The sequence below is a fragment of the Streptomyces sp. NPDC046909 genome, from assembly GCF_040644695.1.
In the GTDB taxonomy this organism is placed as follows: Bacteria; Actinomycetota; Actinomycetes; order Streptomycetales; family Streptomycetaceae; genus Streptomyces.
In genome coordinates this window covers 636,381-661,644 of the sequence record NZ_JBEYXC010000002.1, presented here as the reverse complement: position 1 = coordinate 661,644, position 25,264 = coordinate 636,381, and the positions used below count along the sequence as shown (strand labels likewise).

The window sequence follows — 25,264 nt, the reverse complement described above, 5'->3', positions numbered from 1 at the left end:
CGCCGGAACTGCTCCGGCGGGGCCCCGCGTCTGCAAAGGAAACGTCAACTTCGGTACGGCGTAGGAATCTTGAAGCCAATCGGTGTGTTGTTGTGATGTGCAGGACACCCCGACGAACCTCACTGCGTTGTACAACGTAAGCTGTACCGGTCCCGAATCGCGGCAAGTGGGGCGATAATGCCCGACACCCTCAGTCAGGGCGGCTGCGCGGAAGGCCGGGCGGCGTGTCCGAAATAGTGTGTATTGGGTCGGCGGTGTAGAACGGGAGACGTGACGGCTATGGCTACGGAAACTCCCCAGCTCAACGCAGCAGGTGCCGTCCCCGCCCCGGGCGGTCGGCGGTGACGGGAACCGACACGGTGCGCGACTCCCGGGCGGAGCGCGGCACGCTGGACAAGGCCGCGGGTGAGAACTTCCCCGTGGCCCCCTTCTTCCTGCCCCGGGCCCGGCGCACCGACCTCATGGCCGTGTACGGCTTCGCCCGCCTCGTCGACGACATCGGCGACGGCGACCTCGCCCCCGGCGGCGCCGACGCCCGGCTGCTCGGGGTCTCCCCGGCGGAGGCCGACGACCGTCTGGTGATGCTGGACGCCTTCGAGGCCGACCTCGGCCGGGTCTTCTCCGGAGAACCCCGCCACCCCCTGCTGCGCCGCCTCCAGCCGACGGTCCGCCGCCGCTCGCTCACCCCCGAGCCCTTCCTCGGCCTGATCGCCGCCAACCGCCAGGACCAGCTGGTCAAGCGGTACGAGACCTACGACGACCTGCTCGCCTACTGCGAGCTGTCGGCCAACCCCGTCGGACGCCTGGTGCTCGGCGTCACCGGCACCTCGACCCCCGAGCGGATCCGTCTGTCGGACGCGGTCTGCACGGCGCTCCAGATCGTCGAACACCTCCAGGACGTGGCCGAGGACCTCGGCCGCGACCGGATCTATCTGCCGGCCGCGGACATGAAGCGCTTTCATGTCGAGGAGGCGGATCTCGCCACGAAGAGCGCGGGCGCATCGGTGCGCGCACTGGTCGCGTACGAAGCAGAACGCGCCCGCGTTCTCCTGAATGAAGGCGCCCCCCTCGTGGGTAGCGTCCACGGCAGGCTCAAGCTGCTGCTCGCAGGGTTCGTGGCGGGGGGAAGGGCGGCAATCCGTGCGATTGCCGCCGCCGAATACGACGTACTTCCCGGCCCGCCCAAGCCCGGCAAGCTCCAGCTGCTGCGCGAGGTGGGCGTGACTCTGCGAGGAGAGGGGTGATCCGGACCGTGGAGGCCGAACCACACGTGTCCGCACCGGTACTCGCCGCCTACAGCTACTGCGAGGCCGTCACCGGACAGCAGGCACGGAACTTCGCGTACGGCATCAGACTGCTGCCGACGCCACAGCGCCGCGCGATGTCGGCGCTCTACGCGTTCGCGCGCCGGGTCGACGACATCGGCGACGGCGCGCTGGAACTCGATGTCAAGGCGGTCAGACTCGAGGACACCCGGGCGATGCTGGCCCGGGTCCGCGACGGCGTGGTCGAGGAGGACGACACCGACCCGGTCGCGGTCGCCCTCACGCACGCCGCAGCGACCTTCCCGATCCCGCTGGGCGGCCTGGACGAGCTGATCGACGGCGTCCTGATGGACGTCCGCGGCGAGACCTACGAGACCTGGGACGACCTCAAGGTCTACTGCCGCTGTGTGGCGGGCGCCATCGGGCGGCTCTCGCTCGGCGTGTTCGGTACCGAACCGGGGGCGCGCGGCGTCGAGCGCGCGCCGGAGTATGCCGACACGCTCGGGCTCGCGCTCCAGCTCACCAACATCCTGCGGGACGTCCGCGAGGACGCCGAGGGCGGGCGCACCTATCTGCCGGCCGACGACCTCGCGAAGTTCGGCTGCTCGGCCGGGTTCAACGGGCCGACCCCGCCGGAGGGCTCCGACTTCGCGGGCCTGGTGCACTTCGAGGTACGCCGGGCCCGTGCCCTTTTCGCCGAGGGCTACCGGCTCCTCCCCATGCTCGACCGGCGCAGCGGCGCCTGTGTCGCCGCCATGGCCGGCATCTACCGCCGCCTCCTCGACCGCATCGAGCGCGACCCCGAGGCGGTCCTGCGCGGCCGGGTCTCGCTGCCCGGACGCGAGAAGGCGTACGTCGCCGTCCGTGGCCTCTCCGGCCTGGACGCCCGGCATGTGACGCGGCGGACCGTCAGGAGGCGCGCCTGATGGACAATTCGGTCCAAGGTGATGCCACCGGAGATAAGTGGCACGCAACCCTCCGTGCGGGGACGGCGTCCCTGACTGCAACGGTCTGCCGTGCACCGTTCAAGCACCGCGGCGGCCGTGCAGGGGAGGGTGTGCGATGACCGACGGCAAACAGTCCGGGCGGGACGCCGTCGTGATCGGCGGCGGGCTCGCCGGCATCACCGCCGCGCTCGCGCTCGCCGACGCGGGAGTCCGCGTCACCCTCCTCGAAGGCCGGCCGCGCCTGGGCGGGCTCGCCTTCTCCTTCCAGCGCGGCGAGCTGACCGTCGACAACGGACAGCACGTCTACCTGCGCTGCTGCACCGCCTACCGCTGGTTCCTCGACCGGATCGAGGGCACTGCGCTGGCGCCGTTGCAGGATCGTCTCGACGTGCCCGTCGTCGACGTGGACAAGCCCGAGGGACGGCGGCTGGGCAGGCTGCGGCGCGACGCGCTGCCGGTGCCCTTGCATCTGGGGCGCAGCCTCGCCACGTATCCGCATCTCTCGCTCGCCGAACGCGCCAAGGTGGGCCGGGCCGCGCTCGCGCTCAAGGGGCTCGACCTCGCCGATCCGGACCTGGACGCACAGGACTTCGGCAGCTGGCTGACCGCGCACGGTCAGTCGGCGCGTGCCGTCGAGGCCCTGTGGGACCTGGTCGGGGTCGCCACCCTCAACGCGGTCGCGGGCGACGCCTCGCTGGGGCTCGCCGCGATGGTGTTCAAGACCGGTCTGCTGTCCGACCCGGGCGCGGCCGACATCGGATGGGCTCGCGTCCCGCTGGGCGAACTGCACGACCGGCTGGCCCGCAAGGCGCTCGAATCCGCCGGTGTCCGTATCGAGGTCCGTACACGCGTCACCTCCATCTCTACTGACGAGAACGGGACTTGGAGCGTTCAGGTTCCCGGCGAGACACTCCGCGCGGACTCGGTCGTGCTCGCCGTACCCCAGCGCGAGGCCCACGATCTGCTGCCGGAGGGCGCCCTCGACGCCCCTGAGCGGCTGCTGGAGATCGGCACCGCGCCGATCCTCAATGTGCACGTCGTCTACGACCGCACGGTGCTGAACCGTCCCTTCTTCGCCGCCCTCGGCACCCCGGTGCAGTGGGTCTTCGACCGCACCGACGCCTCCGGCCTTCGCGAGGGCCAGTACCTCGCGCTGTCCCAGTCGGCCGCCCAGGACGAGATCGACGAACCGGTCGCCGCGCTGAGGGAGAAGTACCTCCCGGAGCTGGAGCGGCTGCTGCCCGGCACCCGTGGTGCCGAGGTGCTGGACTTCTTCGTGACCAGGGAGCGGACGGCGACGTTCGATCCCGCCCCCGGCGTCGGACGGCTGCGGCCCGGCGCCCGCACCAGAGCCCCCGGCCTGTACCTGGCCGGAGCGTGGACCGCCACAGGGTGGCCCGCGACCATGGAGAGTGCGGTCCGCAGTGGTGTGAGTGCGGCGGACGCCGCGCTGAGCGCCCTGGGCCGGCCCCGCCCCAGCCACCTCTTCGACGTCGAGGAGGCGGCCTGATGCTCGATCAGCACGCGGCAGGCCCCCGCACCCCCGGTACCGCAACAAGAGGAGAGACTGTGCCCACTGTGCCCCCGGCCTCGACGGCTGCCGAGGCGGTGGACGTGACCGCGCTGCTGGAGCGCGGCCGGACCTTGGCGACACCGGTACTGCGGGCGGCGATCGACCGCCTGGCCCCTCCCATGGACACCGTTTCCGCTTACCACTTCGGCTGGATCGACGCCGACGGCAACCCGACCTCCGGCGACGGCGGCAAGGCCGTACGCCCCGCCCTCGCGGTGCTCTCCGCCGAGGTCACCGGCGCCGCACCCGAGACCGGCATCCCCGGCGCCGTCGCCGTGGAACTGGTCCACAACTTCTCGCTGCTGCACGACGACCTGATGGACGGCGACGAACAGCGCCGCCACCGCGACACCGTCTGGAAGGTGCACGGCCCAGCCCAGGCGATCCTCGTCGGCGACGCCCTCTTCGCGCTCGCCAACGAGGTGCTCCTCGAACTCGGCACCGTCGAGGCCGGCCGCGCCACCCGCCGGCTGACCAGCGCCACCCGTGCCCTCATCGACGGACAGGCCCAGGACATCTCCTACGAGCACCGCGACCGCGTCAGCGTCGAGGAGTGCCTGGAGATGGAGGGCAACAAGACCGGTGCCCTGCTGGCCTGCGCCAGCTCCATCGGTGCCGTGCTCGGCGGCGCGGACGACCGGACCGCCGACACCCTGGAGAAGTACGGCTACCACCTCGGCCTCGCCTTCCAGGCCGTCGACGACCTGCTCGGCATCTGGGGCGACCCGGTCTCCACCGGCAAGCAGACCTGGAGCGACCTGCGCCAGCGCAAGAAGTCCCTGCCGGTCGTGGCCGCCCTCGCGGCGGGCGGCCCCGCCTCCGACCGGCTCGGCGAGATCCTCGCCGCCGACGCCAAGAGCAGCGACTTCGAGAACTTCTCCGAGGAGGAGTTCGCCGCCCGCGCCGCCCTGATCGAGGAGGCCGGCGGCCGCGAGTGGACCGCCGGCGAGGCCCGCCGCCAGCACACCATCGCCATCGAGGCCCTGGACGCCATCGACATGCCCGACCGGGTGCGGCAGCAGTTCACGGCACTCGCCGACTTCGTCGTCGTACGGAAGAGATGATCACTATCGGCCGAATAGCCCTCGCGTAGTCGCCGGCCGGTGCTGCGAGGAAAGGAAAGGCACCGGCCGACGGCGGACCCACAGCAGAGCACCACTTGCACACTGCACGAAGGGGAAGCCATGACAGCGACGACCGACGGAAGCACCGGGGCACTGCCGCCCCGCGCTGCCGCGGCCAGCGAAACCGACATCGAGACCCCCGTGGCGGCCGGGGTACAAGAAGCCGCCGTACGCGCCGTCCGACGCGCCACCGACCATCTCCTGTCCCGGCAGGACACCCAGGGCTGGTGGAAGGGCGACCTGGAGACCAACGTCACCATGGACGCCGAGGACCTGCTGCTCCGTCAGTTCCTGGGCATCCGCGACGAGTCGACCACCCGCGCCGCCGGACTCTTCATCAGAGGCGAACAGCGCGAGGACGGCACCTGGGCCTCCTTCTACGGCGGACCCGGCGAACTCTCCACCACCATCGAGGCGTACGTCGCCCTCCGGCTGGCCGGGGACGCCCCCGACGACCCGCACATGGCGAAGGCGTCGGAGTGGATCCGCGCCCAGGGCGGTATCGCCGCCGCCCGCGTCTTCACCCGGATCTGGCTCGCGCTGTTCGGCTGGTGGAAGTGGGAGGACCTGCCCGAACTCCCGCCCGAGCTCATCTACTTCCCGAAGTGGGTGCCGCTCAACATCTACGACTTCGGCTGCTGGGCCCGGCAGACCATCGTCCCGCTGACGATCGTCTCCGCGAAGCGGCCGGTACGGCCCGCGCCGTTCCCGCTCGACGAGCTGCACACCGATCCCGCCGACCCGAATCCGCTCAAGCCCCTCGCCCCGGTGGCGAGTTGGGACGGAGCCTTCCAGCGCCTCGACAAGGCGCTGCACCAGCTGCGCAAGGTCGCGCCGCGCAAGCTGCGCCGGGCGGCCATGAACACCGCGGCCCGCTGGATCATCGAGCGGCAGGAGAACGACGGCTGCTGGGGCGGCATCCAGCCACCGGCCGTGTACTCCGTCATCGCCCTGCATCTGCTCGGCTACGACCTCGAACACCCGGTCATGCGGGCGGGGTTGGAGTCCCTGGACCGCTTCGCCCTCTGGCGCGAGGACGGGGCCCGGATGATCGAGGCCTGTCAGTCGCCGGTGTGGGACACCTGCCTGGCGACCATCGCGCTCGTCGACGCGGGCGTGCCCGCCGATCATCCGCAGCTCGTGAAAGCTGCCGACTGGATGCTCGGCGAGGAGATCGTGCGGCCCGGGGACTGGGCCGTCAAGCGGCCCCAACTTCCGCCCGGCGGCTGGGCGTTCGAGTTCCACAACGACAACTACCCCGACATCGACGACACCGCCGAGGTCGTCCTCGCGCTGCGCCGCGTCAAGCATCACGATCCGGAGCGCGTCGAGCGGGCGATCGGGCGCGGGGTGCGCTGGAACCTCGGCATGCAGTCGAAGAACGGGGCGTGGGGCGCCTTCGACGTCGACAACACCAGCCCCTTCCCCAACCGGCTGCCGTTCTGCGACTTCGGCGAGGTCATCGACCCGCCGTCCGCCGATGTGACGGCCCATGTGGTGGAGATGCTGGCCGTCGAGGGGCTCTCCCACGACCCGCGCACCCGGCGCGGCATCGAGTGGCTGCTCGCCGAACAGGAGCCGGACGGCTCGTGGTTCGGGCGCTGGGGCGTCAACTACATCTACGGCACCGGGTCGGTCCTGCCGGCCCTCGTCGCCGCCGGCATCCCCGCCTCGCACCCGGCGATCCGGCGGGCCGTGACCTGGCTGGAGTCCGTCCAGAACGACGACGGCGGCTGGGGCGAGGATCTGCGCTCCTACCAGGACTCCAAGAAGTGGAGCGGCCGCGGGGCCTCGACCGCCTCGCAGACGGCCTGGGCGCTGATGGCGCTGCTGTCCGCCGGCGAGAGGGACTCCAAGGCGGTCGAGCGGGGCGTCGAGTGGCTCGCCGCCACCCAGCGGGAGGACGGCTCCTGGGACGAGCCCTACTTCACCGGCACCGGCTTCCCGTGGGACTTCTCCATCAACTACCACCTCTACCGGCAGGTCTTCCCGCTGACGGCCCTCGGCAGGTACGTCCACGGGGAGCCGTTCGCCAAGGCCGGGGAGCCGCTCGCCAAGGTGGGGGAGGCGTGAGATGAGCGACCGGCCGGCCCCCGCACCGCTGCTGATCGCCTGCGCGCTCGGCATCGAGCAGCTCGCCCTGCGCAGCGGCGACCGCGGCGGCGCCGACGGGCCGGTCACCGTGCTCCGTACCGGAATGGGACCCAGGGCGGCCGAGCGGGCCGTCACCCGCGCCCTCGCCGATCCGTCACTCGCCGGTGCCGCCGTGCTGGCCACCGGCTTCTGCGCCGGGCTCGCACCCGGCATGCACCCCGGCGACATCGTGGTCGCCGAGGAGACCCGGCATCCGGACGGAACCGTTCCGTGTGTGGGGACCGACCTACTCGTCAAGGAGCTGGTACGGGCCGTACCGGGACGTACCGTCCACACCGGACCGCTCACCGGCTCCGATCACGTCGTACGCGGCCACGAACGGTCCGATCTCCTCGCGACCGGCGCGATCGCGGTCGACATGGAGTCGGCGACCACACTCCACAGCGCCGTACGCACGGGCCCACGCCCCGTTGCGGCCGTACGGGTGGTCGTGGACGCTCCAGAACATGAACTCGTCCGGATCGGCACGGTGCGCGGTGGAATATCGGCTTTCCGCGTCCTTCGTTCCGTACTTCCCGCTTTCTTCGAATGGCACCGTTCCTTGCTGCTCCCCAGGAGGTGAGCCAGATGGCCATGCCGCTGCGTCAGTCCATCAAGGTCGCTACATACTTGGCCGAACAGAAGCTCCGCAAGCGGGACAAGTTCCCGCTCATCGTGGAGCTGGAGCCCCTCTTCGCGTGCAACCTCAAGTGCGAGGGCTGCGGCAAGATCCAGCATCCGGCGGGCGTGCTCAAGCAGCGCATGCCGGTCGCCCAGGCCGTCGGGGCGGTCCTGGAGTCCGGTGCGCCGATGGTGTCCATCGCCGGCGGTGAGCCGCTGATGCACCCTCAGATCGACGAGATCGTGCGGCAGTTGGTGGCGAAGAAGAAGTACGTCTTCCTCTGCACCAACGCCATGCTGCTGCGCAAGAAGATGGACAAGTTCAAGCCCTCCCCGTACTTCGCCTTCGCCGTGCACATCGACGGGCTGCGCGAGCGGCACGACGAGTCGGTGGCCAAGGAGGGCGTGTTCGACGAGGCCGTCGAGGCGATCAAGGAGGCCAAGAAGCGCGGCTTCCGGGTCACCACCAACTCGACCTTCTTCAACACCGACACCCCGCAGACCATCATCGAGGTGCTCAACTTCCTCAACGACGACCTGCACGTCGACGAGATGATGATCTCGCCCGCCTACGCCTACGAGAAGGCCCCCGACCAGGAGCACTTCCTGGGCGTGGAGCAGACCCGCGAACTGTTCAAGAAGGCCTTCGCGGGCGGCAACCGGCGCAAGTGGCGGCTCAACCACTCGCCCCTGTTCCTCGACTTCCTCGAAGGCAAGGTCGACTTCCCGTGCACGGCCTGGGCGATCCCGAACTACTCCCTGTTCGGCTGGCAGCGGCCCTGCTACCTGATGAGCGACGGGTACGTGCCCACGTACCGCGAACTCATCGAGGAGACCGACTGGGACAAGTACGGCCGCGGCAAGGACCCGCGCTGCGCCAACTGCATGGCGCACTGCGGCTACGAGCCCACCGCCGTCCTCGCCACCATGGGCTCGCTCAAGGAGTCGCTGCGCGCGATGCGCGAGACGGTCTCCGGAAACCGGGAGTGAGGTCATGACCGCCGTCTCCCTGGGCGTCCCCGAGATGCCGGTCCGGCCGATCGCCGAGCGACGCGTGTCGCGGCGGATCCAGGTCGGGCCGGTGGCGGTCGGGGGCGGGGCTCCGGTGTCGGTGCAGTCGATGACGACGACCCGCACCTCCGACATCGGCGCCACCCTCCAGCAGATCGCCGAACTCACCGCGTCCGGCTGCCAGATCGTCCGCGTCGCCTGCCCCACGCAGGACGACGCGGACGCGCTGGCCACCATCGCCCGCAAGTCCCAGATCCCGGTGATCGCGGACATCCACTTCCAGCCCAAGTACGTGTTCGCGGCGATCGAGGCCGGCTGTGCGGCCGTACGCGTCAATCCCGGCAACATCAAGCAGTTCGACGACAAGGTCAGGGAGATCGCGCAGGCCGCGCGGGACCACGGCACGCCGATCCGGATCGGGGTCAACGCCGGGTCGCTGGACCGGCGGCTGCTCCAGAAGTACGGCAAGGCGACGCCGGAGGCGTTGGTCGAATCGGCGCTCTGGGAAGCCTCGTTGTTCGAGGAGCACGGGTTCCGGGACATCAAGATCTCCGTCAAGCACAACGACCCCGTGGTCATGGTGAACGCCTATCAGCTGCTCGCCGAGCAGTGCGACTACCCGCTGCACCTGGGGGTCACGGAGGCCGGACCCGCCTTCCAGGGCACGATCAAGTCGGCCGTCGCCTTCGGGGCGCTGCTCAGCAGGGGGATCGGCGACACCATCCGGGTCTCCCTGTCCGCGCCGCCCGCCGAGGAGGTCAAGGTCGGCATCCAGATCCTGGAGTCGCTGAACCTCAGGCAGCGGCGCCTCGAAATCGTGTCGTGTCCGTCCTGCGGGCGCGCCCAGGTCGACGTCTACAAGCTGGCCGACGAGGTCACGGCGGGCCTGGAGGGCATGGAAGTGCCCTTGCGTGTCGCCGTCATGGGGTGTGTGGTCAACGGTCCCGGCGAGGCGCGGGAGGCGGACCTGGGGGTCGCCTCCGGCAACGGCAAGGGGCAGATCTTCGTGAAGGGCGAGGTCATCAAGACCGTGCCCGAGTCGAAGATCGTGGAGACCCTCATCGAGGAGGCGATGAAGATCGCCGAACAGATGGAGCAGGACGGCGTCGCGTCGGGGGAGCCGGCCGTCACCGTGAGCTGAACAGCACGGACCGAAGGGGGCCCGAGCGTGACCATTCTGGAGAACATCCGGGGACCACGCGACCTAAAGGCGCTGTCCGAGCCGGAACTCGGCGAACTGTCCGAGGAGATAAGGGAGTTCCTGGTGCACGCGGTCGCCAGGACCGGCGGACACCTCGGGCCCAACCTGGGGGTGGTGGAACTCTCCATCGCGCTCCACCGGGTCTTCGAGTCGCCGGTCGACCGCATCGTGTGGGACACCGGCCATCAGAGCTATGTGCACAAGCTGCTGACAGGACGTCAGGACTTCTCCAAGCTGCGCGGCAAGGGCGGCCTGTCCGGCTATCCCTCGCGTGAGGAGTCCGAGCACGACATCGTCGAGAACAGCCACGCCTCCACCGCGCTCGGCTGGGCGGACGGACTCGCCAAGGCCCGCCAGGTGCAGGGCGACAAGGGTCATGTGGTCGCGGTGATCGGCGACGGCGCGCTGACCGGCGGTATGGCCTGGGAGGCGCTCAACAACATCGCGGCCGCCAAGGACCGGCCGCTGATCATCGTCGTCAACGACAACGAGCGCTCGTACTCGCCGACCATCGGCGGCCTCGCGAACCATCTGGCCACCCTGCGCACGACCGACAGCTACGAGAAGGTCCTGGCCTGGGGGAAGGACGTACTGCTGCGGACCCCGGTCGTGGGTCACACGATCTACGAGTCGCTGCACGGCGCGAAGAAGGGCTTCAAGGACGCGTTCGCCCCGCAGGGCATGTTCGAGGACCTCGGGCTGAAGTACGTCGGCCCGATCGACGGGCACGACATCGGGGCCGTCGAGTCGGCGCTGCGGCGCGCGAAACGCTTCCACGGGCCGGTGCTCATCCACTGCCTCACGGAGAAGGGGCGCGGCTACGAGCCCGCCCTCGCCCACGAGGAGGACCACTTCCACACCGTCGGGGTGATGGACCCGCTCACCTGCGAGCCGCTCGCGCCCTCCAACGGGCCTTCCTGGACCTCGGTGTTCGGGGACGAGATCGTCGCGATCGGGGAGGAGCGGGAGGACGTCGTGGCGATCACGGCGGCCATGCTGCACCCGGTAGGGCTCGGGAAGTTCGCAGCGCGGTTCCCGGAGCGGGTGTGGGACGTCGGGATCGCCGAGCAGCACGCGGCGGTGTCCGCGGCGGGGCTCGCCACCGGCGGGCTGCATCCCGTGGTCGCTGTGTACGCGACCTTCCTCAACCGCGCCTTCGACCAGCTCCTGATGGACGTCGCGCTGCACCGCTGCGGGGTGACGTTCGTGTTGGACCGGGCCGGGGTCACGGGCGTGGATGGGGCCTCGCACAACGGCATGTGGGACATGTCGATCCTTCAGGTCGTGCCCGGCCTCAGGATCGCCGCGCCCCGGGACGCCGACCAGCTGCGGGCACAGTTGCGAGAGGCCGTGGCGGTGGACGACGCGCCGACGCTCGTCCGCTTCCCGAAGGAGTCCGTGGGCCCGTCGCTGCCGGCCGTGGACCAGGTCGGCGGCCTCGACGTGCTGCACCGCGGTGCCGGGACGCCCGAGGTGCTGCTCGTCGCGGTGGGCGTCATGGCGCCCGTCTGTCTTCAGGCCGCCGACCTGCTGGAGGCCCGGGGCATCAACTGCACGGTCGTGGACCCCCGTTGGGTCAAACCCGTCGATCCGGCGCTGCCCGGCCTCGCCGCCGAGCACCGGCTGGTCGCGGTGGTAGAGGACAACAGCCGTGCCGCCGGGGTCGGTTCCGCGGTCGCCCTCGCGCTGGGGGACGCCGAAGTCGACGTACCCGTACGGCGGTTCGGCATCCCGGACCAGTTCCTCGCGCACGCCAAGCGGGGCGAGGTGCTCGCCGACATCGGGCTCACGCCGGTGGAGGTCGCGGGACGCATCAGCGCGAGCCTCGCCGTCAAGGAAGCCGAGAGTGCTTTGGCGGTCGGGGAGCAGGTCGACGGCTCACTCAAGGAGAAACCCGAATGACCACCGAGTTCGACCTCGGCGCACTCCTGGCCGAGCGCGGAGCCGAGCGCTACGAGCTGCACACCAAGTACCTCAACCACCAGCTCCCGCGCATGCTGCACACCATCGGCTTCGACAAGGTCTACGAGCGGGCCGAGGGCGCCTACTTCTGGGACGCGGACGGCAACGACTACCTGGACATGCTCGCCGGGTTCGGGGTGATGGGCCTGGGCCGCCATCACCCCGTCGTCCGCAAGGCGCTGCACGACGTCCTCGACGCCCAGCTCGCCGACCTCACCCGCTTCGACTGCCAGCCGCTGCCCGGGCTGCTGGCCGAGAAGCTCCTCACCCACAGTCCGCACCTGGACCGGGTGTTCTTCGGCAACAGCGGTACGGAGGCGGTGGAGACCGCGCTGAAGTTCGCCCGGCGCGCCACCGGCAAGCCGCGGATCCTGTACTGCGACCACGCCTTCCACGGCCTGACCACCGGCTCGCTGTCGGTCAACGGCGAGGACGGCTTCCGCGACGGCTTCGCCCCGCTGCTGCCCGACACGGCCGTTCCCCTCGGTGATCTCGACGCCCTGGCACGGGAGTTGAAGAAGGGCGACGTGGCCGCCCTGATCGTCGAGCCGATCCAGGGCAAGGGCGTCCACGAGCCCCCGCCGGGCTATCTGCGCGCCGCCCAGGAGCTGCTCCACCGGCACAAGGCGCTGCTGATCGCGGACGAGGTGCAGACCGGGCTCGGCCGCACCGGCGACTTCTACGCCTACCAGCACGAGGACGGCGTCGAGCCGGACCTCGTGTGCGTGGCCAAGGCGCTCTCCGGCGGCTATGTGCCGGTCGGCGCCACCCTCGGCAAGGACTGGATCTTCAAGAAGGTCTTCTCGTCGATCGACCGCGTCCTGGTCCACTCGGCGAGCTTCGGGTCCAACGCGCAGGCCATGGCGGCCGGGCTCGCCGTGCTGTCCGTCATGGAGAACGAGCGGATCGTCGCCAACGCCCGCACCACCGGCGAGCTGCTCAAGTCCCGGCTCGCCGCCCTCGTCGACAAGTACGAGCTGCTCGCCGACGTGCGCGGCCGGGGACTGATGGTCGGCATCGAGTTCGGCCGGCCCAAGTCCCTGGGGCTGCGCAGCCGGTGGACCATGCTCCAGGCCGCCCGCAAGGGGCTGTTCGCGCAGATGGTCGTCGTACCGCTGCTCCAGCGGCACCGGATCCTCACCCAGGTTTCCGGCGACCACTTGGAGGTGATCAAGCTGATCCCGCCGCTGACGGTGGGGGAGGCGGAGGTGGACCGGTTCGTCGACGCCTTCACCGATGTCATGGACGACGCCCATGGCGGCGGCGGGCTGATGTGGGACTTCGGGAAGACGCTGGTCAAGCAGGCGGTGGCCAACCGCTAGGCCTGCTCACCGGACAGTCCCAGTCACGCGTTTTGCCTCTGAGGCAAGAAAATTGCCCCAGGGGCAAACCTGCGGCTGAATGGAGGGCATGAGCTCTCCCGAAACCGGGCCGGCCGACGCCGGGATCCTGCCCGTCGTCGCACCGCGGCTTCGCGCCCTGCGCCGCCGCGCCGCCCTCACCCTGGAGGCCGCGGCCCGCGCCGCCGGGCTGTCGCCCGCCCACCTCTCCCGGCTCGAGACCGGACAGCGCCAGCCCTCACTGCCGATGCTGCTCGCGCTCGCCCGTGTCTACGGTACGACGGTCTCGGAGCTGCTCGGCGAGACGGTCACCGAACGGGACGCCGTCGTACGCGCCGCCGACATGGAACCCACCTCCGCCGGCGGCTGGACCTACTGGCAGGCCGGCTCACCGGGACGCGGCATGCAGGCGCTGCGCGTCCATGTCCCGCACGGCTCCCAGGGCGACATCGTGCGCGTGCACCCCGGCGAGGAATGGCTGTACGTCCTCACCGGGCGGCTGCGGCTGCGCCTCGGGGACACCACGCACCGGCTCGCCCCCGGCGACAGCGCCCACTTCGACTCGCTGACCCCGCACCGCATCGCGGCCCAGGACCCCGACGGGGTCGAGCTGCTCTTCGTCCACACCCTGCTGCAGAGCCCCACGGCCACGCTGTGCCTCGGCCCCACCCATGGAGAGACGTCATGACCGACATGGAGGAGAAGTTCCCGCGCGCCCTGTGGGTACGGCTGATCATCTACCTCGCGGTGGGCCATGTCTTCGCGGCCTTCGTCTATCTGCTCTTCGCGCTGGGCGGCAGCCAGTAGCCGCCTCAGTCGAGCAGTCGCTCGCGCAGCCGCTCCCGGATCTCCGGTGTGATGCCGAGACCCTGCTCCAGATAGGCGTCGACGCCGCCCCAGGTCTCCTCGATCGTCGCGAACGCGGCTTCCAGATACTCGGCGCGCGCGTCGAAGAGGGGGCTCAGCAGCTCCATGACCTCGGGGGAGTAGCCGGCGGTGGACTTGCTGCTGCGCTGCACCTTGTAGCGGCGGTGCTTGGCGTTCGACTCCAGGTAGTCGGCGATGATCGCCTCCCGCTCCACGCCGAGGGCGAGCAGCGTCACGGCTATGGACAGGCCCGCGCGGTCCTTGCCCGCCGCGCAGTGCATCAGCGCGGGGACGCTCTCCTCGGCGAGGGAGTGCAGGACGCGGGAGTGCTCGGCGGTGCGCTCCTTGATGATCATGCGGTAGGAGGCGATCATCCGGTTCGCCGCCTTGTTGTCGCCGAGGAGTTCGCGCAGCGTCTCGATCTCGCCGTCCCGGACCATCTTCCAGAACTCCGAGCCGTCCGCCGGGTCGCTCAGCGGGAGGTTCACATTGCGCACGCCCGGCAGCTCGACGTCGGGACCCTCCAGCTTCTGGTCCGACGCGTTGCGGAAGTCGAAGATCGTGTGCAGCCCGAGCGAGGAGAGGAACTCGGCGTCCTCCTCGGTCGCGTGCGCCAGATGACCGCTGCGGAACAGCACCCCGTACCGCACCCGCCGTCCGTCCACGGTCGGCAGACCGCCCACATCACGGAAGTTGCGGACACCGGCCAGCTCGGGCTCGGTCGACGGGATCTGCTGCGTCACGGGGGCTCCTCCCAGCCGGTCCCGCCGCCACGGCACGTCGGCGGGCACGCCCTCGACGATACGACATGGATTCCTGGGGCAATGAGTTGTCCACAGGCGTTTGCGTCAGAGCCGCACGGCCGTCGATGATGTTGGCGCTTGAGCGCCACTGTTCGAATATGTGAGGGTTTGATGCTGGAGATCTCCGCAACCGGCCGCACCTGGCTTCTCTCAGGGCCTGCCAGCAGTTATGCCGTCCATCTCACCGAGAACGACGAGCTCCTGCATCTGCACTGGGGCCCCGCGATCGCCCTCGCCGACGCCGAGGCCCTCGCCGTGCGCCCACTGCCCGACTACTGGCCCTTCGAGTCGCAGCTCGACGGCCGCGAGGAGTACCCCGTCGAGGGCGGCCCCCGTTTCGTACGGCCCGCGCTGTCCGTGCGCACCGCCGAGCGGCGCGGGACCGAGTGGACCTTCACGTCGTACGAGACCGTGAATGGTCCCGGCGGTGACGAACTCCGGCTGCTGTTCCACGACGACGGACTGGCGATCACCCTGCACTACCGGATGCGCGGCGACGTCGTCGAGCGCTGGGTGACCCTGGACAACCAGGGCACCGAGGCCATGGAGCTGCTGCGCGCCGACTCCGCCACCTGGACCCTGCCCGACCGCGAGGACTGGCGGCTGTCCCAGCTGCACGGGCGCTGGGCCGCCGAGTCCCGGCTGACCGCGGCCCCCCTCACCTACGGTGAGAAGGTCATCGGCAGCCGCCGCGGGCACACCGGGCACCAGCATCTGCCGTGGGTCGCGCTCGACACGGACGCCACCGAGGAGCGCGGCGAGGTCTACGGCTGCGCCCTCGGCTGGTCGGGCTCCTGGCGGATCGCCGTGGCCCAGCTCCCCGACGCGCGCGTGCAGATCACCGGCGGGGCCGGGCACGACGACTCGGGCCTGCTGAGCCTGGCGGCGGGGGAGTCCTTCACCACGCCCGTCTTCGCCGGACTGTGGAGCGACGGCGGCTTCGGCGGCGCGAGCCGGGCCTGGCACGCGTACCAGCGGGCGTACGTCATCCCGGACGCCGACCAGGACCGGCCGGTGCTCTTCAACTCCTGGGAGGCCACGACCTTCGACATCTCCGAGGAGCAGCAGGGCACGCTCGCCCGGCGGGCCGCGGCGATCGGCGTGGAGCTGTTCGTGGTCGACGACGGCTGGTTCGGTGCCCGCACCAGCGACCGGGCCGGACTCGGCGACTGGACACCGAACCCCGACCGCTTCCCGAACGGCCTCAAGCCGCTCGCCGACTATGTGCACGCGCTCGGCATGCAGTTCGGCATCTGGGTCGAGCCCGAGATGGTCAACCCGGACAGCGAGCTGTATCGCGCCCACCCGGACTGGGTGCAGTATCAAGGGGGACGAAAGCGGACGGAGTTCCGCAATCAGCTCGTACTGAACCTGGCCCGCGAGGACGTCCAGGAGTACCTCTGGGAGCGGCTCGACACCCTGCTCTCCTCCGCCCCCGTCGACTATGTGAAGTGGGACTTCAACCGCTGCTTCACCGATGCGGGCTGGCCGGGTGAGCCCTACCCGCAGCGGCTGTGGGTCGACCATGTGCGCGGCTTCTACGCCCTCCTGGACCGGTTGCGGGCGGCTCACCCGGGCGTCGCCTTCGAGTCCTGCTCCGGCGGCGGTGGCCGTATCGACCTCGGGGTGCTCAGCCGTACCGACCAGGTGTGGACCTCGGACAACACCGACCCCTTGGACCGGCTCGCCATCCAGCACGGCTTCAGTCAGATCCACCCCGCGCGCGTGATGGCCGCCTGGGTCACCGACAGCCCCAACACCCAGCTCAACGGCCGGGTGAGCTCGCTCAAGTTCCGGTTCGTGAGCGCCATGGCCGGGGTGCTCGGGGTCGGCGGGGACCTCTCCGAGTGGAGCGAGGAGGAGCTGGCCGAGGCGGGGCAATGGGTGGGCCTCTACAAGGAGATCCGGCCCCTGGTGCAGCGCGGCGACCTCTACCGGCTGCGGCCCCCGCGCGGCGGGCTCAGTGCGGTGCAGTACGTCCGCGGGGACGAGGCCGTCGTCCTCGCCTGGCTCCAGGCGCAGAGCTACGGCGAGCCCGTCCCGGCGCTGCGGCTGCGCGGGCTCGACCCGGCAGCGTCGTACGAATGCCTTGAAACGGGCGAAATTCACAGAGGTGCGGTATTGCTGCATCACGGACTTCGGGTTGGATTGCGGGGCGACTTGGATGCGGCAGTTCTCCGACTGCGTCGCATCTGAGTCGTCTGTCCGAATTGGTGGCTTCCTTCGCCTTCCTTCACCTTCATTCCAACTCGCTCTGGAATAAAGGAAGCTGTGAAAACGGCACGTGAGGAGCGTCATATCCGTGACCGTCCGTCGCCCGTCATGTTCACGTAATTCCCGTGTTTTCCCAAGGGTTTTGCGGGGCGGGCGGCGGGCTGAATTCACACAGGGTGACCGGTAATTCTCACAAGGGATCAAGAGGAACGCATTTCTCTGGAACCTCTCGCTTGTCCCTTTGCGTCTTCCTCGCTTACGTTCGCCACCAATCCGGACGGACGCCCAATCCTGCCGCCGCCCGGTGCCCGCACAACTCACCCGTGAACGGCAGGAGCGGGGGACCCACAGGTACAACCGCCTGTTCCGGTCTCCGGAACGGCTAGGGGTTAAGCCGCACTTCGGTGCGGCCGGACATCTCCAGTCCGCACCCGACAGCTCACCTCGTAGGCGCCGGAGAGGAATTCGCCATGCCCGCGAAGGGTAAGCACCGCCGTCCGAAGACCCAGCGCCTCACTCGCTCGATCGCCGTCGCCGGCACCGGCGGAGCCGCACTCGCCCTCCCGCTGATGGGTGCCGCAGGCGCCCACGCGGCCACCTCGCAGTCCGTTTCGGAAAAGGCCGTCCAGTCCCTTCCGGCCGCCGAGAAGACGGCGACCGAGAAGAAGGCCGCGGAGAAGAAGAGCGCCGCGAACACCGCGACCGTGCGCACCTATTCGGTGCGGGCCGGTGACTACCTCTCGAAGATCGCCGACGAGCAGAACGTCAGCGGCGGCTGGAAGAAGCTCTACTCGGACAACCGCGAGGCCGTCGGCTCCGACCCCTCGCTGATCCACCCCGGTCTGAAGCTCACCCTCGGCAAGAAGGCCGCGGCGAGCACCGACAAGTCGGCGAGCACGGAGAAGTCCACGAGCTCCGGGAAGTCCACGAGCGCCGAGAAGTCGTCGTCCTCCTCGTCCGGCTCGTCCTCCTCGAACACCACGAGTGCCACCCAGAGCAGCGAGTCGACCGGCACCAGCAGCTCCAGCGGCTACACCCTCCCCGTGACCGGCGCCACCGTCGGCACCGCCTACCACACGGCGGGCAGCATGTGGTCCAGCGGCTACCACACCGGTGTCGACTTCGTCGTCCCGACCGGCACCTCGCTGAAGGCCGTGGCCGCGGGCACCGTCGTCTCCGCCGGCTGGGGCGGCGCGTACGGCAACCAGGTCGTCATCCAGCTCGCCGACGGCTACTACGCCCAGTACGCCCACCTGTCCTCGCTCTCGGTCTCGGCCGGCCAGACCGTCACCGAGGGCCAGCAGATCGGCCTCTCCGGCGCGACCGGCAATGTCACCGGCCCGCATCTGCACTTCGAGATCCGCACCACGCCGGACTACGGCTCGGACGTCGACCCGGTCGCCTACCTCCGCTCGAAGGGCGTCGCCGTCGGCTGACCCCTTCCCCTCGTGCCACCGAAGGCCGGATCCCGATCCCCGGGTCCGGCCTTCGGTGTGGGGTCCCGCCGACCCCTGGGTGTTGGTTCTTGCCGTTTCATGATCGGTTCATTGCGGTCTTGTGGCGCGGCTGTCCAAACCGTCGACAGTGAGGGGAGGGTGGGGACACAGTGATCTCCGTAACGATGCAAGCGCTTTCTATCCGCATCTTCCGGAGGTCCCCGTGCCCGGCGTCGACCGACGCACCGTCATCAAGGGCGCCGCAGCCGCGGCCGCCGCGGCCCAGTTCTCCTGGGCCCTGTCCCGCACCGCCGTCGCGGCCGACGCGGACGACACCGAACTCCACTGGCTGGAGGGCTCGGCACCCGAGGTCCACGCCGGTGCCACCTGGGGCGTGCCGTGGGCGCGCGGGACGTACCGGCCGGAGCAGAGATTCCGGCTGACGACCGCCGCCGGGGACGACGTGCCCGTCCAGAGCTGGGTCACCGGCTACTGGCCCGACGGCTCGGTGAAGTGGACCGCGCACGCGATCGCGCCCGATGCCCCCAAGGCCGCCGCGTACAAGCTCGCGGCGGGCGAACCGGCCGCACCGGAGCGGAAGGTCACCGTCACCCGGTCCGCGGGCCGCGTCGAGGTGTCGACCGGAGTGATCACCGCCGTGTTCGGCGCCAAGGGGTCCGACACCGTCGTACGGAGTGTGCGGCGCGGCTCGGCCGAGATCGCGCGGGACGGGAAGCTGGTCGCCCTGCGGCAGGAGTCCGTGCGGGAGGGCACGGACGTCCAGCGCTTCTCGGGCCGCGTCGAGAAGGTCGAGGTGGAGCAGGACGGCCCGGTCCGTGCCGTCGTCCGCGTAGAGGGCCGGCACCGCAGCGGCGGGCGGAGCTGGCTGCCGTACACCCTGCGCTTCTCCTTCTCCGCCGGTGCCGACTCCTTCCGGCTGGTGCACACCTTCGTCTGGGACGGCGAGCAGACGCCCGGCTCCGACCAGGGCGACTTCCTGCGCGGCCTCGGGGTCACCTTCACCGTGCCGCTGCGCGACCAGCCCTACGACCGGCACATACGGTTCGCCGACTCCGACGGCGGCCTGTTCAGCGAGGCCGTCCAGGGCATCACCGGGCTGCGCCGCGACCCGGGCGCGGCGGTCCGCGCGGCCCAGATCGCGGGCACGAAACTGCCCGACACCGCCACCTGGGACACCCGTGTTTTCAGCCGCCTCGCCTACATCCCGACCTGGGGCGACTACACCCTCACCCAGCCCAACGCCGACGGCTACACCGTCCGCAAGCGCACCAAGGCGGGCTACGGCTGGATCCACGCCGCGGCCGGCCGCCGCGCCGGAGGCTTCGGCTACGTCGGCGGCGCGAGCGGCGGACTCTCCTTCGGACTACGGGACTTCTGGCAGCGCCACCCCGCCCAGCTGGACGTCCGGGGCGCCGCCGGCGACGCCGCCGAGGCCACCGTATGGCTGTACTCGCCCGAGGCGCAGCCGCTCGACCTGCGCTTCTACCACGACGGGCTGGGGCAGGACACGTACGAGGAACAGTCCGACGGCGGTCTGGAGATCACGTACGAGGACTACGAGCCCGGCTTCGGCACGCCGTACGGCATCGCGCGGACCAACGAACTCACCTTCTGGGCACTGGAGAAGACTCCGTCCGCTGCTTCCCTCGCCGCACAGGCCGCCGCCACCGCGACCCCGCCGCTCCTCACCGCCACTCCCCAACGGCTGCACGCCGCCGGGGTGTTCGGGGACTGGGCGCCCGTCGACCGGTCCAACAAGGCCCGGACAGCGGTCGAAGACCGTCTCGACGACCTGTTCGCCTACTACGCCGGGCAGCGCGAGCAGCACCGCTGGTACGGGTTCCTCGACTACGGCGACGTCCAGCACACCTACGACAACGACCGGCACGTCTGGCGCTACGACGTGGGTGGATACGCCTGGGACAACTCGGAGTTGGGCACCGACCTGTGGCTCTGGTACCACTTCCTGCGCACCGGTTCCGCCGAGGTCTTCCGGTTCGCGGAGGCCATGACCCGGCACACCGGTGAGGTCGACGTCTACCACCTCGGGAAGTGGGCGGGCCTCGGCACCCGGCACGGTGTGCAGCACTGGGCGGACAGCGCCAAGCAGGTCCGTATCTCCACGGCCGTGAACCGGCGCTTCTACTACTTCCTCACCGGCGACGAGCGCACCGGCGACCTGCTGCGTGAACTCGTCGACGTGGAGCGGACGTTCCTGGAAGTCGACCCGCAGCGCAAGGTCCGGACGGACGGCTACACGCCGGGCGACCGGCATGCCCTGTCGGTCGGGTTCGGTACCGACTGGGGTGGCATCTCGGCGGCCTGGCTCACCGAGTGGGAGCGGCAGGGGCCCAGTGCCGCGCAGGCGAAGGCCAAACTGGTCAACTCGCTGCGGACGATCGCCGCCCAGCCCAACGGGTTCTTCACCGGCACGGGGCTGCTCGACGCGGACACCGGCAAGTTCGCGATCACCACCAGCACGGCCGTGAGCGTGTCGCACCTGAGCGCCGTCTTCGGGCTCGTCGAGACCAACAGCGAGCTCGCGTCGCTCCTCGGCGACGAGGAGCCCGAGTTCCGCGCCGCCTGGCTGAACTACGCGCAGTACTACAACGCCACCGACGCCCAGAAGAAGCAACTCACCGGCTCCACCTGGAAGTCGGCGCTGCCCGCAGCGCACTCCCGGATCACCGCGTACGCCGCGCGCCACAAGGACGACCCGACGCTCGCCACGCGCGCGTGGAACGAGTTCTACACCGGCAGCGACACCTACTTCCCGTCCAACGACTGGAACCCGGTCACCGTCAAGACCCCGGCCGTGCTGCGCACCACCGAGGAGATCCCGTGGATCTCCACCAACTCCTCGGCCCAGTGGGCCCTTGCCGCGATCCAGAACCTCGCCCTGATCGGAGACCGGATCCCGTCATGAGACATGCCGGCTTGATCGCGGCGGTGACCGCGGGGTTGCTCACGGGCGCGGTACAGCCCGTGGCGGCCTCGGCCTCCGAGGACGTCGTACGCCCGAACGACCGACGCCTCGCCTACGAGGGCCACTGGGGCCGCACCGCCGATGCGGCGATCACCGTCAACTCCGGTTCCCGGCTGAGCTTCCGCTTCACCGGCGGCAGCGCGCACGCCCTGTTCGACGTCTCGTCGATCACCGTGCCCGCGCAGATCTATGTGTCGGTCGACGGCGGCCCCAAGCAGCTGTACGCCGTCGATCGCGGCGACATCGAGATCGCGGCCTCCGGACGCGGGCCGCACACCGCCGAGTTGTCCGTGAAGGACGTCTTCTCACGGGCCAACCGGTGGACGCCCCCGCTGGAGACCGGTGTCGTACTCACCGGGATCCGGGGGCGGCTCCTGCCCCAGCAGGTCCAACACGGTGGACACGGACGGGAGTTCGCGTTCTACGGCGACTCCATCACCCAGGGCGTCATGGCCCTGTGCGAGGTCAACACCTCCGACTGCGCCGACGGCACCGCCGCCTACCCCACCCTGGTCGCCGACGCGCTGCACGCCTCGCTGACCCAGGTCGGCTTCGGGCGGCAGGGCGTGATCCAGACCGGCAACGGGGGAGTGCCGACGGCGTCGGACGCGTACGGCTGGAACTACGCGGGGTCCAGGGCGGATTCGGACCACCGGGCCGATGTGATCGTCGTGAACCAGGGCACCAACGACGCCGCGTGGGGCTCGGACGACTTCCGTGCCGCCTACCGCGCCTATCTCACCCGGCTCCGGGCCTCGGCCCCGCATGCGCGCATCCTCGCGCTGCGCCCCTTCAACGGCACACACGCCGAGGACGTCGCCGCCGTCGTCGCCGAACTGGCCGACGCCCGGACCGAGTTCGTCGACACGACCGACTGGCTCTCCGTGGCGGGCGGGGACTTCAACGGGACCGTCCATCCCAGCGTCCAGGGTCACCGCAAGGTGGCCGACCGACTGATCGCCCATCTCGCAAAGGAGCACTAGTGCATCGCCCGCATGGCCCGCGCGGTCCGCATCATCCGCGTCGCACGCATCGCCGAAGAACCGTCGCCGTCACCGCGGCCGCCCTGCTGGCCGGGCTGATGTCCGCGCCCGCCGGCCACGCCACCAGCGGGGAGCCCCCGCGCCGGGTCGTCGAGAACCTCGACCGCGGACTGGTCGCCGTGCCGTCCGGCTCGGGTGAGGGGACCTTCCTCAGCTGGCGTCTGCTCGGCACCGAGTACGCCCGGTACGGCAACGCCATCGCCTTCAACGTGTACAAGAACGGGCGACGGCTGAACCGTACGCCGGTCGTCAAGTCCACGACGTACCAGGACGATTCGCCCGGCAAGGGCACGTACACCGTGCGGGCCGTCGTCAACGGGCATGAGCGGAGGCCGAGTTCGGCCGCGCTCGACTTCGCGAGGGGCTACGCCGAGATCCCCCTCGCGAGCGCCGACGGCTACACCGTGCAGCATGCCTGGCCCGGGGACCTCGACGGTGACGGGCGGTACGAGATCGTCGTCAGCCGGCTCTCCGGGACCCGTGACAAGCCCGACCTGCTGGAGGCGTACACGCTGACCGGCGAGCGGCTGTGGCGGGTCGACCAGGGGCCCGGCTCGTACACACAGGTCGGCGGGAACGGCGCCAACGACCCGGCGCCCGCGGCGATCAGCGGTTCCACGGCGATCGGCGGCTACCGCAACGACGACAACGTCACGGTGTTCGACCTCGACGGCGACGGCAGGGCCGAGGTGCTGGTGCACACGGCCGACGGGACGACCTTCGCGGACGGTTCCGAGGTCAGCGCGGCCTCGCCCGCGAACCAGTTCGTGTCCGTGATCGACGGCCTGACCGGCACCGAGCGCGCCCGGCAGCCCGTTCCCGACGACTTCGTCGCCGACGGCCCCTCCGGCGGCCACTTCGGCATCGCCTACCTCGACGGCGAACACCCCAGCCTGGTCACCAAGTTGGTCACCCGCGTCGGCGCCAAGCGCGGCACCTTCCGGATCCTCTTCCAGACCTGGGACTTCAACGGCACCGACCTGAGCCCGCGTTGGAAGTACGTGGTCCCCGCCGCGAGCGGCGCGACCAGCTTCCACCAGATCCGTACCGTCGACGTCGACCTCGACGGCAAGGACGAGATCGCCGACGGCAACTATGTCGTCAACAGCGACGGCACGCTGCGGTACGTCGTCGACGGCGCCGGGCACGGCGACCGGTTCCACATCGCCGACCTCGACCCCGACCGGCCCGGGCTGGAGGGATTCGCCATCCAGCAGGCCGAGTTGGGCGTCATCCCGAACTTCCCCTGGTACTACTACGACGCCGACACCGGCGAGCGGCTCGTCACCGGACAGCACCCCGCCGACTGGGTCAACGACACGGACATCGACGTCGGCCGCGGCAGCACCGGTGACATCGACCCCAGCCACCCCGGTTACGAGTACTGGACCTCCACCGCCGACGTCACCGCCCCCGGCGCGGGCGTCCGCAACGTCCAGGACGGCAAGGTCTCCACGACCACGCCGAGCGTCAACTTCCGTATCTGGTGGGACGGCGACAAGGCCTCGGAGAACCTCGACTTCACCCGCGTGGAGAAGTGGGACCCGGCCACCGAGACCAGCGCGAGGATCTTCGAGCCGACCGGTGTCGTCTCCGGCGCCCGCAACGCCACCCCCTTCTACGGCGACATCCTCGGCGACTGGCGCGAGGAGATCCTCGCCGAGACCGCCGACCACACCGCACTGCGGCTCTACACCACCACCGAGCCGACGAAGACGCGCATCTACACGCTCGCGCAGAACGCCGAGTACCGCCTCGGCTGGACCGTGCGCGGCTACCTCCAGTCCACGTACACCGACTACTACCTCGGCACCGAGACCCGTCGCGTGCCGAAGCCCTCGATCACCCTCCCGGAAGGAGCCGTCTCCCGTGACGACCACGCGTAGAGCCTTCGGAGCCCTGGCCGCGGGCACCGCCCTGGCCGCCCTCGCCCCCGCGGGCACCGCCGGCGCCCACTCGTCCCACCGCCGCGGGCGCCTCATCGCCCACGACGACTTCCGCCACGGCCTCGGCCAGTGGGCCGTCGAACTGGAGAAGGGCGGCACCGTCACCGCCGCCCGCGGCATCCTGGAGTCCGACGTCCCCGCCGGCGCGACCATCTGGTTCAAGCAGCGGCTCGAAGGCCCGTACGTCATCGAGTACACGGCGACCCCCGTGTCCGAGGGCGGCGTCAACGACCGGGTCTCCGACCTCAACAACTTCTGGAACGCGACCGACGTCCGTTCCCCCGAGGACCTCTTCGCCACCCAGCGCGGCGGTGCCCTGGCGGAGTACGACTACCTCAAGACGTACTACGTCGGCTACGGCGCCAACACCAACACCACGACCCGGCTGCGACGGTACGTCGGCGAGGCCGGGGTGCGTCCGCTGATCTACGACTACACGGAGCCCTTGCTCGCCGCCAACGAGCCCCACCGGGTCCGGATCGTCTCCGACGGCTCCAGCCAGCGGTGGTGGATCAACGGGCAGCTCGTGTTCGACTACACCGACCCGGAGCCGTACACCAGTGGGCATTTCGCCTTCCGCACCACCTGGAGCCACTTCCGCTTCAGCGACTTCCGGGTGTGGCGGCTGAGCCCTCACCGCTGAGCCCTCGACATCGATGAGCCTCCAACATCGCTGATCGGAGACCTATTCCGGGCTTGGCCAACACTTTAGGAGTGGCTTATCTCACCGCCCGTCAACCCTTCCTTACGGTCGCGTAGGTCACATTCGAA

At 70.2% G+C, this 25,264-nt stretch carries 20 protein-coding genes and 1 riboswitch; of the genes, 19 read left to right on the top strand and 1 reads right to left on the bottom strand.

What is annotated here, in order from left to right:
- Nucleotides 1–341 precede the first annotated feature (341 nt).
- The 13 genes from hpnC (at nucleotide 342) to ABZ928_RS07190 (ending at nucleotide 13,984) form a co-directional block, all read left to right on the top strand.
- Nucleotides 342–1,244 carry a squalene synthase HpnC gene (gene hpnC, locus ABZ928_RS07250; protein WP_361515652.1) on the top strand — a complete coding sequence of 301 codons (903 nt, stop codon included), beginning with the start codon at nucleotides 342–344 and terminating at the stop codon, nucleotides 1,242–1,244.
- Nucleotides 1,241–2,191 (top strand): presqualene diphosphate synthase HpnD, encoded by a 951-nt coding sequence (hpnD, locus tag ABZ928_RS07245; protein ID WP_361515650.1) that lies wholly within the window; start codon nucleotides 1,241–1,243, stop codon nucleotides 2,189–2,191. Before hpnC ends, hpnD begins: the two co-directional genes overlap by 4 nt.
- Nucleotides 2,191–2,331 carry a DUF6380 family protein gene (locus ABZ928_RS07240; RefSeq protein WP_361515648.1) on the top strand — a complete coding sequence of 47 codons (141 nt, stop codon included), beginning with the start codon at nucleotides 2,191–2,193 and terminating at the stop codon, nucleotides 2,329–2,331. The genes hpnD and ABZ928_RS07240 overlap by 1 nt, the downstream gene beginning before the upstream one ends.
- Nucleotides 2,328–3,722, top strand: a complete 1,395-nt coding sequence (gene hpnE / locus ABZ928_RS07235; protein WP_361515646.1) for a hydroxysqualene dehydroxylase HpnE — start codon at nucleotides 2,328–2,330, stop codon at nucleotides 3,720–3,722. Before ABZ928_RS07240 ends, hpnE begins: the two co-directional genes overlap by 4 nt.
- Nucleotides 3,722–4,849 carry a polyprenyl synthetase family protein gene (locus tag ABZ928_RS07230; RefSeq protein ID WP_361515644.1) on the top strand — a complete coding sequence of 376 codons (1,128 nt, stop codon included), beginning with the start codon at nucleotides 3,722–3,724 and terminating at the stop codon, nucleotides 4,847–4,849. Before hpnE ends, ABZ928_RS07230 begins: the two co-directional genes overlap by 1 nt.
- Before the next feature lie 120 nt (nucleotides 4,850–4,969).
- Nucleotides 4,970–6,982, top strand: a complete 2,013-nt coding sequence (gene shc / locus ABZ928_RS07225; protein WP_361515642.1) for a squalene--hopene cyclase — start codon at nucleotides 4,970–4,972, stop codon at nucleotides 6,980–6,982.
- Between the two features lies 1 nt (nucleotide 6,983).
- On the top strand, nucleotides 6,984–7,625 hold the full coding sequence (locus ABZ928_RS07220; protein WP_361515640.1) for a 1-hydroxy-2-methyl-2-butenyl 4-diphosphate reductase: 642 nt from the start codon (nucleotides 6,984–6,986) through the stop codon (nucleotides 7,623–7,625).
- Nucleotides 7,626–7,630: 5 nt separating this feature from the next.
- The gene (gene hpnH, locus ABZ928_RS07215) at nucleotides 7,631–8,653 is read left to right on the top strand and encodes an adenosyl-hopene transferase HpnH (protein ID WP_361515638.1); all 1,023 of its coding nucleotides are present in this window, start codon (nucleotides 7,631–7,633) and stop codon (nucleotides 8,651–8,653) included.
- Nucleotides 8,654–8,657: 4 nt separating this feature from the next.
- Nucleotides 8,658–9,815 (top strand): flavodoxin-dependent (E)-4-hydroxy-3-methylbut-2-enyl-diphosphate synthase, encoded by a 1,158-nt coding sequence (ispG, locus tag ABZ928_RS07210; protein WP_361515636.1) that lies wholly within the window; start codon nucleotides 8,658–8,660, stop codon nucleotides 9,813–9,815.
- Between the two features lie 27 nt (nucleotides 9,816–9,842).
- Nucleotides 9,843–11,777 carry a 1-deoxy-D-xylulose-5-phosphate synthase gene (dxs, locus tag ABZ928_RS07205; RefSeq protein WP_361515634.1) on the top strand — a complete coding sequence of 645 codons (1,935 nt, stop codon included), beginning with the start codon at nucleotides 9,843–9,845 and terminating at the stop codon, nucleotides 11,775–11,777.
- Nucleotides 11,774–13,159, top strand: coding sequence for an aspartate aminotransferase family protein (locus ABZ928_RS07200; protein ID WP_361515632.1), 1,386 nt, complete (start codon nucleotides 11,774–11,776; stop codon nucleotides 13,157–13,159). Before dxs ends, ABZ928_RS07200 begins: the two co-directional genes overlap by 4 nt.
- Before the next feature lie 88 nt (nucleotides 13,160–13,247).
- Nucleotides 13,248–13,865, top strand: coding sequence for an XRE family transcriptional regulator (locus tag ABZ928_RS07195; RefSeq protein ID WP_361515630.1), 618 nt, complete (start codon nucleotides 13,248–13,250; stop codon nucleotides 13,863–13,865).
- Nucleotides 13,862–13,984 (top strand): DUF6126 family protein, encoded by a 123-nt coding sequence (locus ABZ928_RS07190; protein WP_361515628.1) that lies wholly within the window; start codon nucleotides 13,862–13,864, stop codon nucleotides 13,982–13,984. The genes ABZ928_RS07195 and ABZ928_RS07190 overlap by 4 nt, the downstream gene beginning before the upstream one ends.
- A 5-nt stretch (nucleotides 13,985–13,989) precedes the next feature.
- Here ABZ928_RS07190 and ABZ928_RS07185 read toward each other — a convergent pair whose 3' ends face one another.
- Nucleotides 13,990–14,787, bottom strand: coding sequence for a tyrosine-protein phosphatase (locus tag ABZ928_RS07185; protein ID WP_361515626.1), 798 nt, complete (start codon nucleotides 14,785–14,787; stop codon nucleotides 13,990–13,992).
- Nucleotides 14,788–14,958: 171 nt separating this feature from the next.
- Between ABZ928_RS07185 and ABZ928_RS07180 the strand changes: the two genes are divergently transcribed.
- The 6 genes from ABZ928_RS07180 (at nucleotide 14,959) to ABZ928_RS07155 (ending at nucleotide 25,136) form a co-directional block, all read left to right on the top strand.
- Nucleotides 14,959–17,043 carry an alpha-galactosidase gene (locus tag ABZ928_RS07180; RefSeq protein ID WP_361515624.1) on the top strand — a complete coding sequence of 695 codons (2,085 nt, stop codon included), beginning with the start codon at nucleotides 14,959–14,961 and terminating at the stop codon, nucleotides 17,041–17,043.
- Between the two features lie 306 nt (nucleotides 17,044–17,349).
- Nucleotides 17,350–17,527: riboswitch (cyclic di-AMP (ydaO/yuaA leader) on the top strand.
- 4 nt (nucleotides 17,528–17,531) lie between these two features.
- Nucleotides 17,532–18,497, top strand: a complete 966-nt coding sequence (locus tag ABZ928_RS07175; RefSeq protein ID WP_361515622.1) for a LysM peptidoglycan-binding domain-containing M23 family metallopeptidase — start codon at nucleotides 17,532–17,534, stop codon at nucleotides 18,495–18,497.
- 223 nt (nucleotides 18,498–18,720) lie between these two features.
- Nucleotides 18,721–21,444 carry a Tat pathway signal sequence domain protein gene (locus ABZ928_RS07170; RefSeq protein ID WP_361515621.1) on the top strand — a complete coding sequence of 908 codons (2,724 nt, stop codon included), beginning with the start codon at nucleotides 18,721–18,723 and terminating at the stop codon, nucleotides 21,442–21,444.
- Nucleotides 21,441–22,487, top strand: a complete 1,047-nt coding sequence (locus ABZ928_RS07165) for a GDSL-type esterase/lipase family protein (RefSeq protein ID WP_361515619.1) — start codon at nucleotides 21,441–21,443, stop codon at nucleotides 22,485–22,487. The genes ABZ928_RS07170 and ABZ928_RS07165 overlap by 4 nt, the downstream gene beginning before the upstream one ends.
- On the top strand, nucleotides 22,487–24,433 hold the full coding sequence (locus tag ABZ928_RS07160) for a hypothetical protein (protein ID WP_361515617.1): 1,947 nt from the start codon (nucleotides 22,487–22,489) through the stop codon (nucleotides 24,431–24,433). Before ABZ928_RS07165 ends, ABZ928_RS07160 begins: the two co-directional genes overlap by 1 nt.
- Nucleotides 24,417–25,136 (top strand): DUF6250 domain-containing protein, encoded by a 720-nt coding sequence (locus ABZ928_RS07155; RefSeq protein WP_361515615.1) that lies wholly within the window; start codon nucleotides 24,417–24,419, stop codon nucleotides 25,134–25,136. Before ABZ928_RS07160 ends, ABZ928_RS07155 begins: the two co-directional genes overlap by 17 nt.
- The last annotated feature ends 128 nt before the right edge of the window (nucleotides 25,137–25,264 follow it).

Excerpts from the sequence above, each read along its gene's own strand:
- ABZ928_RS07175 (WP_361515622.1), top strand. The coding sequence starts at position 17,532 with ATGCCCGCGAAGGGTAAGCACCGCCGTCCGAAGACCCAGCGCCTCACT.
- ABZ928_RS07230 (WP_361515644.1), top strand. The coding sequence starts at position 3,722 with ATGCTCGATCAGCACGCGGCAGGCCCCCGCACCCCCGGTACCGCAACA.
- ABZ928_RS07195 (WP_361515630.1), top strand. The coding sequence starts at position 13,248 with ATGAGCTCTCCCGAAACCGGGCCGGCCGACGCCGGGATCCTGCCCGTC.
- ABZ928_RS07190 (WP_361515628.1), top strand. The coding sequence starts at position 13,862 with ATGACCGACATGGAGGAGAAGTTCCCGCGCGCCCTGTGGGTACGGCTG.
- ABZ928_RS07240 (WP_361515648.1), top strand. The coding sequence starts at position 2,191 with ATGGACAATTCGGTCCAAGGTGATGCCACCGGAGATAAGTGGCACGCA.
- ispG (WP_361515636.1), top strand. The coding sequence starts at position 8,658 with ATGACCGCCGTCTCCCTGGGCGTCCCCGAGATGCCGGTCCGGCCGATC.
- ABZ928_RS07180 (WP_361515624.1), top strand. The coding sequence starts at position 14,959 with ATGCTGGAGATCTCCGCAACCGGCCGCACCTGGCTTCTCTCAGGGCCT.
- ABZ928_RS07200 (WP_361515632.1), top strand. The coding sequence starts at position 11,774 with ATGACCACCGAGTTCGACCTCGGCGCACTCCTGGCCGAGCGCGGAGCC.
- hpnE (WP_361515646.1), top strand. The coding sequence starts at position 2,328 with ATGACCGACGGCAAACAGTCCGGGCGGGACGCCGTCGTGATCGGCGGC.
- shc (WP_361515642.1), top strand. The coding sequence starts at position 4,970 with ATGACAGCGACGACCGACGGAAGCACCGGGGCACTGCCGCCCCGCGCT.
- ABZ928_RS07220 (WP_361515640.1), top strand. The coding sequence starts at position 6,984 with ATGAGCGACCGGCCGGCCCCCGCACCGCTGCTGATCGCCTGCGCGCTC.
- hpnH (WP_361515638.1), top strand. The coding sequence starts at position 7,631 with ATGGCCATGCCGCTGCGTCAGTCCATCAAGGTCGCTACATACTTGGCC.
- ABZ928_RS07165 (WP_361515619.1), top strand. The coding sequence starts at position 21,441 with ATGAGACATGCCGGCTTGATCGCGGCGGTGACCGCGGGGTTGCTCACG.